This window comes from Streptomyces sp. CNP082, from assembly GCF_059570535.1.
Genome location: NZ_JCANSZ010000027.1, coordinates 85685 through 101078, shown reverse-complemented (window position 1 = coordinate 101078; position 15394 = coordinate 85685). Strand labels below are relative to the sequence as shown.

General features: G+C 71.8%; 12 protein-coding genes. 4 read left to right on the top strand and 8 right to left on the bottom strand.

Going from position 1 to position 15394, the window contains the following annotated elements; all coding sequences use genetic code 11:
• From B124_RS21580 to B124_RS21565, 4 genes are all read right to left on the bottom strand, one after another.
• The coding region (locus tag B124_RS21580) for a non-reducing end alpha-L-arabinofuranosidase family hydrolase (protein ID WP_496504546.1) at positions 1-877 on the bottom strand (877 nt) is incomplete at its 3' end.
• 321 nt (positions 878-1198) lie between these two features.
• Positions 1199-2830, bottom strand: coding sequence for a glycoside hydrolase family 43 protein (locus B124_RS21575; RefSeq protein ID WP_496504545.1), 1632 nt, complete (start codon positions 2828-2830; stop codon positions 1199-1201).
• 30 nt (positions 2831-2860) lie between these two features.
• Positions 2861-4507, bottom strand: coding sequence for a glycoside hydrolase family 27 protein (locus B124_RS21570; RefSeq protein WP_496504544.1), 1647 nt, complete (start codon positions 4505-4507; stop codon positions 2861-2863).
• A 140-nt stretch (positions 4508-4647) separates the two neighbouring features.
• Entirely contained in the window at positions 4648-5616 is a 969-nt protein-coding gene (locus B124_RS21565) for a glycoside hydrolase family 6 protein (protein WP_496504543.1), read from the bottom strand.
• Between the two features lie 346 nt (positions 5617-5962).
• Here B124_RS21565 and B124_RS21560 point away from each other — a divergent pair, with 346 nt between their 5' ends.
• On the top strand, positions 5963-7114 hold the full coding sequence (locus B124_RS21560) for a mandelate racemase/muconate lactonizing enzyme family protein (protein ID WP_496504542.1): 1152 nt from the start codon (positions 5963-5965) through the stop codon (positions 7112-7114).
• A 93-nt stretch (positions 7115-7207) separates the two neighbouring features.
• A complete protein-coding gene (locus B124_RS21555) occupies positions 7208-8371 on the top strand; it encodes an aldose epimerase family protein (protein ID WP_496504541.1) in 1164 nt (387 codons plus the stop codon).
• A 97-nt stretch (positions 8372-8468) separates the two neighbouring features.
• Here the strand turns inward: B124_RS21555 and B124_RS21550 are convergent, their stop codons facing one another.
• From B124_RS21550 to B124_RS21535, 4 genes are all read right to left on the bottom strand, one after another.
• Positions 8469-10811 (bottom strand): alpha-glucuronidase family glycosyl hydrolase, encoded by a 2343-nt coding sequence (locus B124_RS21550; protein WP_496504540.1) that lies wholly within the window; start codon positions 10809-10811, stop codon positions 8469-8471.
• A gap of 127 nt (positions 10812-10938) precedes the next feature.
• Positions 10939-11454 (bottom strand): hypothetical protein, encoded by a 516-nt coding sequence (locus B124_RS21545; protein ID WP_496504539.1) that lies wholly within the window; start codon positions 11452-11454, stop codon positions 10939-10941.
• Positions 11455-11517: 63 nt separating this feature from the next.
• Positions 11518-11694: a hypothetical protein gene (locus B124_RS21540; RefSeq protein WP_496504538.1), complete on the bottom strand. Its 177-nt coding sequence runs from the start codon at positions 11692-11694 to the stop codon at positions 11518-11520.
• Position 11695: 1 nt separating this feature from the next.
• Positions 11696-12058: a peptidoglycan-binding domain-containing protein gene (locus B124_RS21535; RefSeq protein WP_496504550.1), complete on the bottom strand. Its 363-nt coding sequence runs from the start codon at positions 12056-12058 to the stop codon at positions 11696-11698.
• Positions 12059-12194: 136 nt separating this feature from the next.
• Between B124_RS21535 and selA the strand changes: the two genes are divergently transcribed.
• Positions 12195-13454 (top strand): L-seryl-tRNA(Sec) selenium transferase, encoded by a 1260-nt coding sequence (gene selA, locus B124_RS21530; RefSeq protein ID WP_496504537.1) that lies wholly within the window; start codon positions 12195-12197, stop codon positions 13452-13454.
• The gene (selB, locus tag B124_RS21525) at positions 13451-15247 is read left to right on the top strand and encodes a selenocysteine-specific translation elongation factor (RefSeq protein ID WP_496504536.1); all 1797 of its coding nucleotides are present in this window, start codon (positions 13451-13453) and stop codon (positions 15245-15247) included. Before selA ends, selB begins: the two co-directional genes overlap by 4 nt.
• Positions 15248-15394 lie beyond the last annotated feature (147 nt).

Here is a 15394-nt window from a genome sequence, read left to right as displayed (position 1 = left end):
ACAGGGGTTGTGGTGAGGACCAGCCGTTGGGGTTGGCGGGGTCGTTTGAGGTGCGGTAGATGAAGGGCCACTGGCCCCACTGGTAGGCCAGTACCCAGATGTTCTTGGGTGCGAAGTAGAAGAGTGTGGGTGCGACGGTGGCCTGGTTCATCTCGTTCTGGCCGGCTGATGCCATGTCCGNCCAGTCGGTGAAGGGGCTGAAGGCCATCGAGCCGTACGACGACCCCTCCACCTTCGTGCCGTAGATGAGATGCTGGCCGTTGTGCTTCACGGCGGTGAAGTCCTTCAGCGACACCCACCCGTGCGCCGGCTGCGCCAGCACACCCGAAGACGACCACCGGTAGGACGACGGAAGCGCACACTGGTCGCCCGGCGTTCCGGACAGGCCGGACCACTTCTGGTTGCTGCCGCCGTTGCACGTCCAGAGCACCACCGCCGTGCCGTTGGCCGTGGCGCCGCCTTCGACGTCCAGACACAGCCCGGACTCCACGCCGACGATCGTGCCGTCGGAGTTCACCCGCCACTGCTGGTTCGCACCGCCGCTGCAGGACCAGATCTGTACCCGGGTACCGGCCGTGGTGGCATGGCCGGGAACGTCCAGGCACTTGTTTCCGTATACGGTCAGCTGGTTGCTGTCCGTGTACGTCCACTGCTGGTTGGCCCCGTCCCAGCAGTCCCAGATCTGCAGGTACGTGCCGTCGGCCTGGCTGGCGTCGGACACGTCGAGACACCGGTCGGACGCGGCGCTGCGCAAGGCGCCGCTGCTTGCCGCCTGAGCCGGGCCGGCAACGAGCGCCGGCGCTAACGCGATCAGGACCGCAACCGCTGAGGCGAGTACCACGAACGGATGTCTGCGGCGGGAACTTCGTCTGCGCATGGGGCCTCCTCAGCCATGAGTGAGCGGTTCGGGTTCGACCCCGGCGGTGGCGCTGCAGTGTGGGTATGCATCCGAGTGAGGTCGATTCGCTCGTAATACCGAACGCCGATCGATGTGTCGGGCAACCGGGGATGATAGAGAACCTGTGGGTGACGTCAACTCGCCTTGCGTGAGGGAGTCGAAACTTTCGAACCCTCTTGATCTAGAAGGCTCCTGTCTGCGTCCGCGTGTGGCAAGTGGACATCTCATTCTCGCAGTTGGAGGGTGGTTCGAAATTTGTGGTGCGGTAACGGAAACTGTTGACACCGTGCAGAGCCCGCGTCACGGGATAGCCAACTCGAATCGCGTCACCCGCACGCTTCCTCCGAGCGCTCTGGTCGCGTGATTGAAGACGGCGTAGCGGTAGCCCATGAAGAACTGCCAGGCGTTGTTGAGCGTGAAGGCGGGGCCGAGCTGGCTGAAGCCGGTGCCGTCCGTGCTGTACGAGAACTGGGCCTGCCGCCCGCTCCCGGGCCGGATGTCGGCGCGGGCGCGCAGCCAGATCCGGCTGCCCGTGAAGCCCGTGCTCGCCCGCTCGGTGCCGGTACCGGTGGTGTTCCAGTTGCCGTCCATGGTCAGGCCGTCGACCATCACCACGCGCGTCGTGCCCCCGTCGCGCTTGAGGCCGATCCAGGCGGAGGAGTCACGCAGCATGGCGAGACCCGTCCGGTCGCCGTCGGCCATCTGGGAGCAGTCGAGTTCGATGGTGGCGGTGGAGGTGGGCCCCTGGATGCGGTGGGTGAGTGTGTTGCGGGCGCTGTAGAGGTCGGCGGTCACCGAAGCGGTGTGCAGGGTCAGCCCGTTGCCGACGGAGAACCTGCCGGTGTCGGGGTTGTGGTTCCACTCCCACTGCGGGCCGAGCCGAGTGCCCTCGAAGGTGTCCGTGCCTGTCATCGGCGCGACGGGGCGCAGGGGCAGCGGTGCGGTGTAGGACTGTCCCCAGGCACCGTCCACGAGTTGCAGCACGGGCCAGCCGTCCCCGGTCCAGGTGATCGGGGCGAGCGCCGGGACCCGGCCGCCGGGGTATGCGTCGACGAAGGCCATGTAGTGCCACTGTCCGTCCGGGGTGCTCACCAGGCCGCCCTGGTGCGGCACTCCGCCGCCGGCGATCGGTCCGCGCAGGTCGAGGAGCACCTGGCGCATCTCGTACGGGCCGAAGGGGCCGGCGGCGGACTTCAGGATGTACTGGCCGTTGGCCGGGCGGGTCAGGAAGATGTAGTAGTTTCCGTTGATCTTGTAGAAGCGGGCTCCCTCCAGGGTGCCGACGCTCGACGGGGTGCTGAACACCTGCTGGGAGCGGACCTGGGTGCGCGCGTCCGGGGAGAGCTGGGCGACGTGGATGGCGGTGTTGCCGTACGCCACGTACGGGGTGTCGTCGTCGTCGAACAGCAGCCCCGCGTCGTAGTAGACCTCGCCGAGCGAGGCGTGTCTGGTCCAGGCCCCTGCGACGGACGCGGCGGTGTAGAGGTAGGTGCGAGCGAAGTCGATCTGGCCCAGCCAGTAGAAGGTGCCGTTGCCCGGGCGGTAGCCCAGGGAGGACGCCCAGATGCCGCGGACGTAGCCCCGGCCGCCGGTCAGGTCGTACTTGCTCCCGAAGTCCAGCACCGGCACCGAGTGGCCGGCGAACTCCCAGTTGACCAGGTCGTAGGAGCGCAGGATGGGCGCGCCAGGTGAGTAGTGCATCGTCGAGGCGGAGTAGTAGTAGGTGTCGCCGACGCGGATGATGTCGATGTCCGCGAAGTCCTGCCACAGGACGGGGTTCGTGTACGTCGCCAGTGGGGCGTCCGCGGCGGCGGAAGCCGCGGCCGGCCGGGCATGTGCGGTGTGCGCGAGGGGGAGCGCGGTCGCTGCGGTCACGCCGGTGGCGGCCGTGAGCACGTTCCGGCGGCTCCAGGGGCGCAGTGGGTCGGGCATGGGGGGTCGGCCTCCTCGGTCGTACGGGGGTCAGGTGCGGGTCCACCGCTGGCTGGACTGGCCGTTGCAGGCCCACAGGACCAGTCGCGAACCGTTCGCGGTGGCCGCGCCGCTCACGTCCAGGCACAGTCCGGCGTGCACGTTGCGGATCTCACCGTCGGCGGTGAGGGTCCACTTCTGGTTGTCCTGGCCGTTGCAGGACCAGGTGATCACCGGTGTGCCGTTGGCGGTCCCCTGGTCCTCGGCGTCCAGGCACTTGTCGCCGAAGACGCGGATCTCTCCGCCCGCCCACGTCGTCCAGAGCTGGTTGGCGGCGGTGTGGCAGTCCCAGATCACGACGCCCGCACCGGCGGAGGTGGCGGAGTTCTCCACATCCAGGCAGCGGCCGGAACCGCTGCCGCGGATCCGGGAGGTCTCGGCGGCGAGCGGCGTGCCGCCGGTGACCCGGAACGCCGTCACGCCGTGCGCCGGTACGCTCGCGGTGATCTGACCGCTCGTACTCGACGTGGCGCCGGTCCACAGGTCGGTCAGGGTGAACGGCCCGCCGGTCAGGCCGATCTGGGCGGCCGTGGTGCTGACCGTGGAGGTGCCCTCACCGCGGTTGAACAGTCCGACGGCGACCGAGCCGTCGGCCAGCGGCTTGGCGAACACCTCGGTGGTGCCGTCGTCGCGCACCCGTCGCCCGCCGGCACCCAGGGGGTCCTGGTTCACCGCCAGCAGCCGCTGGTTGCGCAGTACCGCGCTGACATCGGCGGACATGGTGCGGATGTCGTTGCCCGCCATCAGCGGCGCGGCCATCAGCGCCCACAGGGTGAAGTGCGAGCGGGACTCGGCAAGCGTGAGCCCCGGCCGTCCCACGACCAGCATGTCCGGGTCGTTCCAGTGACCCGGGCCCGCCTGGGCGGCGAGCGGGGCGTTGACGTCGACGACGTTGCCGACGCCCATCGGGTAGCTGTTGACGTTGCCGTTCTGCCAGATGTCGAGCAGGTCCTCGGTGGTGCGCCACAGGTCGGCGACCTCGCCCCAGTTGTACGTGGAGCCGGTGATCGCGTGGAAGCTGTTGGGGTTGATGCTGTAGACGATGGGCCTGCCCGTGTCCCGTAGCGCGTCACGCATCAGGGAGAACCGGGCCACCTGCTCGTCGCGCGTGCCGTCGGGCGAGCACCAGTCGTACTTGAGGTAGTCCACGCCCCAGGAGGCGAAGGTGCCGGCGTCCTGCACCTCGTGCCCCATACTGCCGGTCGAGCCGGGGAACGTGCCGACGCGCTGCGCACAGGTGCGCTCCGTGGGCACCTGGTAGAGGCCGAACTTCAGGCCGCGGCTGTGGATGTAGTCGCCCAGCGCCTTCATCCCGCTGGGGAACTTCGCCGGGTGGGCGCGCAGGTTGCCCTGGGCGTCACGTTGCGGGTCGAACCAGCAGTCGTCGACCACCACGTACTCGTAGCCCGCGTCCCGCATGCCCGAGCTGACCATGGCGTCCGCCGCCTGGCGGACCATGTCCTCGGTGACGCCGCAGCCGAAGCTGTTCCAACTGTTCCAGCCCAGCGGCGGAGTGACGGCCGGGCTGCCGGGAGCGGCTCGGGCCACCGGCTGGTGGGGTGCCGTGGCGGACAGTGTCAGCACCGCGGCCGTCACCGCGAGCAGGCGGGCCAGTCGCCTTCGTGATCGGGTGAGCATTGCCGCTCCTTTCGCCGCGCCCGCCCCGCGGGACTCGCTCGTACGCGGGGCGGGTGGTTCCTTGCGGCCGTCCGTTGGTGAGCAGAGGGAGTCGGCCCGGGTGTGCGGGCCGTGCACAGACTGTGAGGCAGCGCCCGGTGTCAGTAGCCGTAGATCATCTTGTACGCGACCTCCGGCAGGAACTGCCCGGCGGTGGAGCCCTGTCCGACACCGCAGTCGCCGTCGGACTCTCCCGGGGTCTTGATCCACAGGAGCATCTCGGCGCCGCCGCCCTCCTGGGTGGGTGTGCCGATCTTGCGTCCGCCGGGGTTGCACCACTCGCCGTTCGAGCCGTTGCCGTTGCGGCTGGTGTCCACGACGAACGGCTTGCTGTAGCCGTGGCGCTGGCCCAGTGCCTGGTTCACACTGCCGGCGTAGGACACGTTCTCCGAGGTGGTGAAGTAGTTCGAGACGTTGAGGGAAAAGCCCCTGGCGAGGCTGAGTCCGGAGGCGTGAAGACGTTCGGCCATGGTCGAGGCGTCGACCCAGCCGGGGTTGCCCGCGTCGAGATAGACCCAGGCGTTCGGTGCCGCGGACCGGAACTGCGAGAGCGCGTTGGTGAGCATGGCCTGCCGCTCGTTGATCTGCTCCTGGGACATGCAGTTGTAGTCGCCGAGGGCGTCGGGCTCCAGTACGACGACGGCGGGACGGCTGCCGATACCGCGGGCGAAGGCGTCTATCCACCCGGCGTACTCGGACGGCGAGGCTGCTCCACCGCCCGAGTGCCCGCCGCAGGCGTCACGGCCGTACATGTGGTAGGCGACGAGGATCGGCAGCTTGTCGGCGGCCTGGGCCGCACCGGTGTAGGAGCTGACGGCGGAGCCGATGTCACCGCTCCAGGAACCGAACCAACGGGCCATGGGGGTACCGGCGATGGAGCTGCGGATCGCGGAGGCCCGGCCGTCTCCGGGGTTGGCGGCCGACCAGACCGCGGGGCTGGAATCCGGGTCGACGTAGAAGCCGCTGGTCATGGCGAGCGGGGTGGGCGCCGCCTGCGCGGCTGGTGACGACGCCAGGAACAGCGGCAGAGCGAGGAGTGCTGCGACCGCCGCGCGCATGAGTTTGCGCATCGGTGAACCTCATTCATGAAGGGGAACGCCGCGAGGCTTTCGTCCTGAGCTCGCGGCATGGCGGTGCGACGATGTCGGGCTGCCGCACTCCGAGCACGAGTGGCGCACGGGAGCATGGCTGTTGGGAGCGCTCCCAGTTTGTGGCGGAGATTCGCGAGAACTTCCGGTCATCGTGTGGGTGCTGATGGGAACCTGTCAAGAGTCGCCGTGCGGGTGACGCCGTTCGGCCGCGGTTTGCGAGCCAGTCGTGCGCTGACCGTTGACAGCCGCCGCATCCCTCCTTACTGTCTCGCCTGCATTTCGAACGCGTGACGAAATATCGAACAGGGTGAAGGAGTCACCAGCCGTGCGCATCAGCGGAATCAGCACGCATGTCGTCGGCACCCCCTGGCGGAACCTGACCTATGTTCAGGTGCACACCGACGAGGGCCTCACCGGGGTCGGCGAGACCCGGATGCTGGGCCGCACCGACGCCCTGGTGGGTTATCTCCGCGAGGCCGAGGTGAACCACATCGCGGGCTCCGACCCGTTCGCCGTCGAGGATCTGGTCCGCCGGATGAAGTACGGCGACTTCGGCCGGGCTGGCGAGATCGTGATGTCGGGGATCGCGTGCGTGGAAACCGCCTGCTGGGACATCAAGGGCAAGGCGCTCGGCGTGCCGGTGTGGCAGCTTCTGGGCGGCGCGGTGACCGACCGGGTCAAGGCGTACGCCAACGGCTGGTACACCACCGAGCGCACGCCCGAGGCGTACCACGAGGCCGCCCGCGGCGTAGTCGGGCGCGGCTACCGGGCGCTGAAGATCGACCCGTTCGGCGCGGGCCGCTTCGAGCTGGACCACGCGGAGTCCCGCTACGCGGTCTCGCTCATCGAGGCGGTGCGCGACGCCGTCGGCGACGACACGGAGCTGATGCTGGAGATGCACGGCCGCTTCTCGCCGGCCACGGCGGTGCGGCTGGCCCGGGAGATGGCGCCGTTCCGGCCGGCGTGGCTGGAGGAGCCGGTGCCGCCGGAGAACCTGAAGGCGCTGGCGAAGGTGGCCGCGCGGGTGGACGTGCCGGTGGCGACCGGGGAGCGGATCCACGACCGGATCGAGTTCCGTGAGCTGTTCGAGAGCCAGGCCGCGGACATCGTGCAGCCGGACGTGGGGCACGTCGGCGGCATCCTGGAGACGCGCAAGCTCGCCGCCACCGCCGAGACCCACTACGTGCTGCTCGCGCCGCACAACGTCGGGGGCCCGGTGCTGACCGCGGCCTCCCTGCAAGTCGGCTTCTGCACCCCGAACTTCAAGGTCCTGGAGCACTTCAACGACTTCGCCGACGCGGAGATCAAGAAGGTCGTCAAGGGCGCACCCGAGGTGGTCGACGGCTACTTCACCCGCTCCGAGGAACCGGGCCTGGGGGTGGAGCTGGACACCGACGCGGCGGCGGAGTTCCCCCAGCAGCGGGCGCACTTCGACCTGTGGGCAGAGGACTGGGAGAAGAGGAACCCCGATGGCTGAGCCACCCGGTGCCGTCCTGCTGCGGGAACCGCGGGGTTGTGGCCCGCGACTCGTATGACCCGATCACGGACTTTCGCTGATGAGGAGTTGGCCATGACCCCGACCACGAGCAGACGCTCCGTGCTGGCCGCCACGGCCGGCGGCCTGGCCGCCGCCGGGCTCGCCGCCCCCGCGGCGGCGGACACCGCCGGCCCGCCGAGCCGGCCCTTCCGTGAGCCGTTCGGCCGGCTGGCCGACGGCACCCGCGTGGACCGCTGGACGCTCGCCAACGGCGGCACCCGGATGCGGGTGCTGTCCTACGGCGGCATCGTGCAGTCCCTGGAACTGCCCGACCGCCGCGGCGGGTACGCGAACGTGTCGCTGGGCTTCGACGACCTCGACGACTACGTCGCCCTCAGCCCGTACTTCGGCGCGCTCATCGGCCGCTACGGCAACCGCATCGACAGCGGCCGATTCACCCTCGACGGCCGGACCTACCGGTTACCGCTCAACGACGGGGACCACAGCCTGCACGGCGGCGACAAGGGCTTCGACAAGCGGGTCTGGGACGTCGAGCCGTTCACCTCCGCGGCGGGCACGGGACTGACCCTGCGCTATGTCAGCGGCGACGGCGAGATGGGCTACCCCGGAGCGCTGGCCACCCGGGTCGACTACACCCTCACCGCTGACGGCGACTGGCGGATCGACTACGCCGCCACCACCTCCGCGCCGACGGTCGTGAACCTCACCAGCCACGTGTACTTCAACCTCGCGGGCGAGGGCAGCGGCGACGTCTACGGCCACGAACTGGGGATCGCCGCATCCCGCTACACCCCTGTCGACCAAGGTCTGATCCCCACCGGCGAACTGGCCCCGGTCGCGCGCACCCCCTTCGACTTCCGCCGGCCGAAGGCGGTCGGCGCGGACCTGCGCGACGACCACGGGCAACTGCTGTACGCCAAGGGCATCGACCACAACTTCGTCCTGGACAAGGGCATCACCCGCGCCCCGGAGCGGGCGGCCACGGTCAGGGAGCCCTCCTCGGGCCGCACGATGACCATCAGGACGACCGAACCCGGCGTGCAGTTCTACACCGGCAACTTCCTCGACGGGTCCTTCGCGGGGACCTCGGGCCGGGTCTACCGTCAGGGCGACGGCTTCTGCCTGGAGACCCAGCACTTCCCCGACTCCCCGAACCAGCCGTCGTTCCCCAGCACGGTCCTCCGCCCGGGCGACACCTACCGCTCCACCACGGTCCACTCCTTCGCCGCGGACTGACCCCGCCCCCGCCCCGCGGCCCTGGACGCAGGAGCGGCTGCGCACCATTCGCGCGGCGGGCGCGGCGGGCGCGGCCGGGGCCGCAGGCGGGTGCGGTTCAGGCCCGTTCGCGGATGTCCCTGCCGCTGAACTGCTGCCAGTAGCTCACGCAGGTGTCCCGCCAGTCGGCCGCGTCCGTCTCGTGGAGCGCCAGCTTGGCCCTGACCTCGGCGAAGCGGCGGGCGTCGATATCGGGTTCCAGGGAGTCCCAGGTGCGGCGCATGCCGCTGACATAACGGACGCCGGAGTAGTAGTGGTGGACGAGTTCGTCCCAGAAGATCCTGCCGGTGCTCATAGGACGGTCCCAGGGCACGTGATGGAACCACATCATGAGGTTCTCGGGGACGGTGCCGATGTCTCCGTACGCCGCTTCGAGGGCGGGGTGGTACTGGGCGGTGAAGTCGCTTCCGGTGGGGGAGCGGTCGTAGCCGAGGCCGACGCTGTCCGCCTTGTTGTAGTAGACGGGGTTCCAGTCCTCCCGCGGGAGGTGCGATTCCGAGGGGCCGGGGCCGTAGTGGACGTCGGCGGTGAACTGATGCCCGATCCCGAGCGGAGTCTGGTAGCTCACCAGCGCCTCCCAGGAGCCCATCATCATGGAGACGATCGCGTCGACGACCTTCGGGCTGTTGCTCCAGGTCATCCTCACCCAGTCCGCGGCGATGTCCCCGGAGTCGGCGGTCCAGTCCCAGGACTGGCGGCCGAAGGCGTACAGGTTCGCCTGGGAGAAGTGGTGCCCGGTCAGGTTGTCCGCGTTGCCGAGGTTGGCCACGCCGACGACGGCGGTGTCCGAGTGGCCCTGGGCCGTTCCGTCCACGACGTGGCCGACCAGGCGCCTGTCCAGGGGCCGGCCCTGCGCGTCCGTGGCGTGGGTGTCGGTCTTGAGGATCTCCTCCCACATGGGCGCAAGGAAGCAGAGCATCCGGTTCTGGCCGGTGTACTCCTGGGTGATCTGGAGTTCGATGGCCTGGTTGGTGTTCTCCATCCGGCCGAACATCGGGTGGACGGGCTCCCTGGCCTGGAAGTCCAGGGGGCCGTTCTTGGTCTGGAGGAACACGTTGTCCAGGAAGCGGCCGGTGGTTCCGTCGGGCTGGGGCTCGTCGTCGATGTGGCCGAACTCCAGGTAGGCGCGCTTGAGCCGGTCGGTGTCGACGTCGGGGTTGTAGACGAAGGTCCGCCAGTAGATCTTCAGGCCGAGCGGTGCTACGGCGGTCGCCATGCCGTTGGCGCCGTCCCCGTGGTCGTAGCCGAAGTCCTGCGGGCCCGGCTGGCCCTCGGAGTTGGCTTTGACGGTGAAACCGGCGAAGTCCGGTATGGATTCCTGGATCCGCCGGGCTCTCCGGGTCCACCAGTCCCGGAAGGCGGTGTCGGTGGGCGCCATCTGCTCCTCGGTGAGCGTGTCCGGCGCGAAGCGGCCGTCCAGGGGTGCCGCGTACCGGATGGAGAGGGCGAGCCTGATCCCGTACGGGCGCAGCGCGTCGGCCAGCGCGGCCTCCTGGGCGATGTACTCGGGAGTGAGGTAGGAGTTGTCGGCGTTGACGTTGTTGATGGTGATCCCGTTGATGCCGACGGAAGCCATCGCCCGCGCCGCCACGAGGTAGCGGTCGAGGACGACCGGCAGGTTCAGCGCGGCGCTGGCGCCGGTGGCGGCGAAGTTGAAGACCGCACCGTTCTCGCCGTTCAGCCCGCCCGTTCCCGGCTCGTCGTTGCCTGCGTAGAGGCGCTCGGTGTCCCAGTAGTTCAGGTGGCGGTTGGTGACCCTCGGGGTCTCGGTGACCGCCAGTTCCGTGACCGGCTTGTGCGTCTGGATACGCCGCAGGAACGCGAACGCGCCGTACAGGGCGCCGACCTCGGTGGTGCCCGCGATGAGGGTGAACGCCTGCCGCCCCTGGGAGACCGGCCTGACGAGGAAGCCGTCCCGGCCCACGCGCTCCAGCTCGCCGTCCCGCAGGAACCGGCGCACGGCCCGCGAACTCTCCGGGGTCCCCACGACGACGGCGCCGTCGGGCAGGGCGTCCCCCGGCTGCGGGAGCGCCGGCACCGGGCGGTCCAGCAGCCCGCTCAGGCCCCGTACCAGCTCTTCCCTGGCCGCCCCGAGGGTGGACGTCATCAGCCGCTCGGTCGATCCCGGAGCCATGCTCAGGTCCTGTGTGTGGCGGTACGACGGGTTCCGGTCGGCGTTCTCCACGACGACGGCGGTCACCTGCCGCCGGTACTGCCTGAGCAGGTGCGGGTCGCCGACGGGTACGTACCGCAGCCACATGGCGGAGCCGTCCTCCGGTGGCGCGGCGGGGCCGACGGGTGCGCCCTTCCGGTCCAGCGCTCCCGCGACCCCGCCCGCGGCCGGTCCCAGAGCCGCGCCCGCCGCGACCGCACCCATGAATGACCGTCTCTTCATTGACATGAACCCGTCCTACCAAAGAGCCTCCGGCTTGTCAGTATGGGGATCGGTGTTCCTGTATGTGAACTCGTGTCTGTGTGGTCGAGCAGGGCCGGTGGTGACGTACGGCGCGCCGGTCCGCCGGCGGTTCCTACCCCCGCAGGGCCAGCACCGACCAGGCCGCCGTCGCGACCGCCGCGGCACCGGGTTTGAGGAGGGTCAGGCGGGTCAGCAGCCGGTCGTCCCACTCCTCGCCGGTGCCGGAGGCGAACCGCAGGACCGGGGTGGCCGCGCGGCCCAGCGCGAAGCCGAGGCCGGCCAGCAGCGCCACGCCCGCGTCGTTGGCCAGCAGCACTCCCAGGGCGAGGGCGTACGGCAGGCTCGCCGACACGTAGGTCCGCACCCCGGTGCCCATCTCGAACCCGAACTGCAGTGCGCCGCGGGCCAGATGGCGCTGCAGCACGTCCTGCGGGACCTGCCGCGCGTTCTGCGGCAGCCGCAGGCGCAGCACCCCCGCGTCGCGCGCGACGGCGAGCAGCCCGAGGGCGGCCGTCGCCCCCGCGCGCCAGTGCGCGGCGACCGGTGCGACCAGCCCCGAGGCAAGCCACAGCACCGTGGCCGACAGCAGGGCGCCGAGCAGCAGCCCGGTGGAGAAGACCCCGAGCACGGTGGTCTGTCGGTGAACGGCCCGCCAACCTGGCGAGGCAAGCGCGTGCGCGCTGTTCCGCGTTCAAACGGAGCCGGAGAGCGAGTAGCCGGCCAGGCCGCCGAGGATCGTCCAGGTGAGCAGGGGACCGTACCAACTGGCCGCCGCCGCACCGCCGCTGAGGACGAGCATCGGCACCGCCGGGTCGGTCAGCCGGCCGCGCCACGCCGGCCGGGCCGGGCCCGTGCCGACCCGGGGCACGTCACGCCCCGCCGACGAGGGCCCGCCAGGTCTGCTGGCCGATGATGCCGTCGACGCTCAGTCCGGCGCCGCTCTGGAACTCCCTGGTCGCGTCCGCCGTGAGCGGTCCGAACACGCCGTCCACCGTCAGCGGGTAGCCGTGTTTGACGAGTTGGACCTGCGCGGCGTCGACGGCGTCGCCGGAGTCGCCCTGCCGGACGGTGACCACCAGGTGCGTCCAGGTGGTGGCGTTGACCGTGCCGGTCGGCCGCAGGTCCATGGACTCCTGGAAGCCGGTGACCGCGGCCTCGGTGTCGGGGCCGAAGATCCCGTCCGGCTCGGTGGCGAACCGGTGGTGGCCCAGGAGGTGCTGGGCCGCGGCCACGTCCGGGCCGCGCGAGCCGTCCTGCAGCGTGGGCCAGGTGACGGCGCCCTCGCAGCCGCAGTCGGTGGTCCAGCGGCAGATGGAACGCACCCAGCCGGAGCCGGAGTTGAAGTAGCCGTCGTGGCAGCGCCGTTCGATGCCGCAGCCGCGCGTCGTGCGCAGCGAGCCGCTCGGCTCTGCCGACGCGTTGGGCGACCTGGTCGCCCCAGCCCCCCACCCCGGCGGCGCACCTTGCTCCAGTCGGCGACGGTCGCGGGCTTCGCCGCCCTCGGCGTCTTCGGGGCGGCCAGGGAGGCGTACGCGGACGGCTACGACATCTGGGAGGGCGCGTGTCCCTCCTACGCCTCGGAGCACGACTGCTCCCCCGGCTGCGGCCCGAGCACCGTGCACGGCCAGCGCGGCCCTCCCCCGCCGGCCGCGGCGCCCGTCGCTCAGGTCGAACTCGACGTCCGTGGCCCTCGCCGAGGCCGTCCCGAACGCGGAGGCCGTCCATCTGGTCAACAACAACGCCGCCGCGCTGGTGCTGGCCGCCACCGCCCTCGCCGGGGGGCGCGAGATCCTCATCAGCCGGGGCGAACTGGTCGAGATCGGCGACGGGTTCCGCCTCCCCGAACTGATGGAGAGCACCGGCGCCCGGCTGGTCGAGGTCGGCACCACCAACCGCACCCACCTCGACGACTACGCGCGCGCTGTCGGCCCCGGCACCGGCCTCGTGCTCAAGGTGCACCCCTCCAACTTCCTGACCACCGGCTTCGTCTCCTCCGTTCCGGTCGGCCAACTCGCCGCGCTGGGCGTACCGGTGGTCCACGACATCGGTTCCGGGCTGCTGCGGCCACACCCCGCGCTGCCGGACGAGCCCGACGCCGCGACCTCCCTCGGCCAGGGCGCCGACCTGGTCACCGCCAGCGCGGACAAGCTGCTCGGCGGCCCCCAGGCGGGCCTGCTGCTCGGCCGGCGCGACCTCGTCGAACGGCTCCGCACCCACCCGCTGGCCCGCGCGCTGCGCGTCGGCAAACTCACCCTCGCCGCCCTGGAGGCCACCCTCCTCGGCCCCCAGCCCCCGGTGGCGCGGGCCCTGGCGGTCCACGCAGCCGAACTCGCCGCCCGCGCCGAGGTGTTGGCGACCGGGCTCGCCGAACGGGGCGTCGCCGCCGAGGCGGTGCCCAGCCAGGCCCGGGTCGGTGGCGGCGGAGCGCCCGGCATCACCCTGCCGAGCGCCGCCGTCGCGCTGCCCCCCGCCCTCGCCGGGCCGCTGCGCGCCGGTGCCCCGGCCGTCGTCGGCCGCGTCCACGGCGACCGGCTGCTGCTCGACCTGCGGACCGTTCCCGAGGAGGACGACGCCGGACTGCTCGCCGCCGTTCTCGCCGCGGTGACCGCGACGCCGGAGGAGGCGTGAGGGCGACCCCCGGCCTGGTGATCGCGACGGCCGGCCATGTCGACCACGGCAAGTCGACGCTGGTACGCGCCCTCACCGGCACGGACCCCGACCGGCTCGCCGAGGAGCGGCGGCGCGGCCTCACCCTCGACCTAGGCTTCGCCTGGACCACCGCGCCCGGCGGGCGCACCCTCGCCTTCGTCGACGTGCCCGGCCACCACCGCTATCTGGCCACCACCTTCGCCGGGATCGCCACCGCGCCCGCCGTGCTGCTGGTGGTCTCCGCCGAGGAGGGCTGGCGCCAGCAGACCGCGGAACACCTCGCCGCGCTCGACGCGTTCGGCATACGCACCGGGCTGCTGGCCGTCACCCGCGCGGACCTCGCCGACCCCGCGCCGGCCCTCGCCGAGGCGGCGGAACGCACCTCGGGCACCGGCCTCGCCGGCGCGCCGGCCGTCGCCGTCAGCGCCCGCACCGGGGAAGGGCTCGACCTGCTCGTACGGGAACTCGACGCGCTGGCCGCCGCGCAGCCGCCGCCGGATCCGGCGGCCCCCGTACGACTGTGGCTGGACCGGGCGTTCACCGTGGCGGGAGCCGGCACCGTCGTCACCGGAACGCTCACCGCCGGAACCCTCGCCGAGGGCGACACCCTGCACCTCGCCCCCGCCGGCCGCACCGTCCAAGTGCGCGCCCTCCAGAGCCTCGGCCGCGCCGTTGACCGGGTGACCGGCCCCGCCCGCGTCGCCGTGAACCTCCGCCGGATCGGCGCCGACCAGGCCGCACGGGGCAACGCGCTGCTCACCCCCGGGCGCTGGTGGACCACGGACCGCGTGGACGTCCGTTACGAACCGGCGGGCCGGACGGCCGACGGCGGCGACCCTCCCCGCCTGCCGGCCGAACCTCTGGTCCACTGCGGCACCGCCGCCACCAGCGCGCGGCTGCGGCCCCTGGGCCGGGGCGCCGCCCGCCTCACCCTGCGCACTCCGCTGCCGCTCCACGCCGGCGACCGGCTGCTGCTGCGCGACCCCGGATCCCGGCTGCTGGCCGGCGCAACGGTGCTCGACCCGGAGCCGCCCCCGCTGACCGGCCGGGGAGCCGCCGCCGACCGCGCACGCCGGCTCGCCGGCATCGCCGAGCCGACCGACCCCGCCGTTCGCCTGGCCGCCGTCGGCCTGGACGAACGCGCCCGGCTCACCGCGCAGGGCTACGCCGTCGACGCGGGCGGCGAACGCTGGCTGCTCGACCCGGGGCACGCCGAACGGCTGGGCGCCACCCTGGCCGCGGCGGTGCGGGAACACGCCGAGACCCACCCCGCAGACCCGGGACTGCCGGTCGCCCGTGCCGGTCACCTCCTCGCGCTGCCGCCGGACACCGCCTGGGACGTCCTGGCCGCCGTATCAAGCGGAGAACTGGTCCTGCGTGACGGCAGGCTGTATCGCGCACACGAAGCGGACCGGCTCCCCGCTGCGGTCGCCGCCGGGCTGGAAGGCCTGCTCGACGACCTGCGGTCCGCCCCCTTCCAGGCACCCACCCGGCGGCGGCTGGACGAACTGGGCCTCAGCGCCGAGGCGTTGACGCTGCTGGTGCGCCGCGGCGCACTGGAGCGCGTGGGCGCGGTCTGCCTCCCCGCCGGGTCGGTGGACCGTGCCGTCCGCGAACTAGCGGGAGCACCCCAGCCGTTCACGGTCGGCGAGGCCGCCCGCGCCCTGGCCGTCAGCCGCCGCGTCGCGATCCCGCTGCTGGAAACCCTCGACGAGAGGGGCCGCACCCACCGCCGCCCCGACGGGCGCCGGGTCCTCACGGACGGCGGGTGAGGGCGCGGGCTGGCGGGCGCTGCGCCTGCCGGCCGACGAGTGGGAGCGACGCGAACCGGTGCCGTACGACCTGGACACGGCCCCACCTCGCCAAGGCCGCCGGCATCGGCCGCGCGGAGGGGTGCCGGCGGCTGCCGTCCCGGTGAC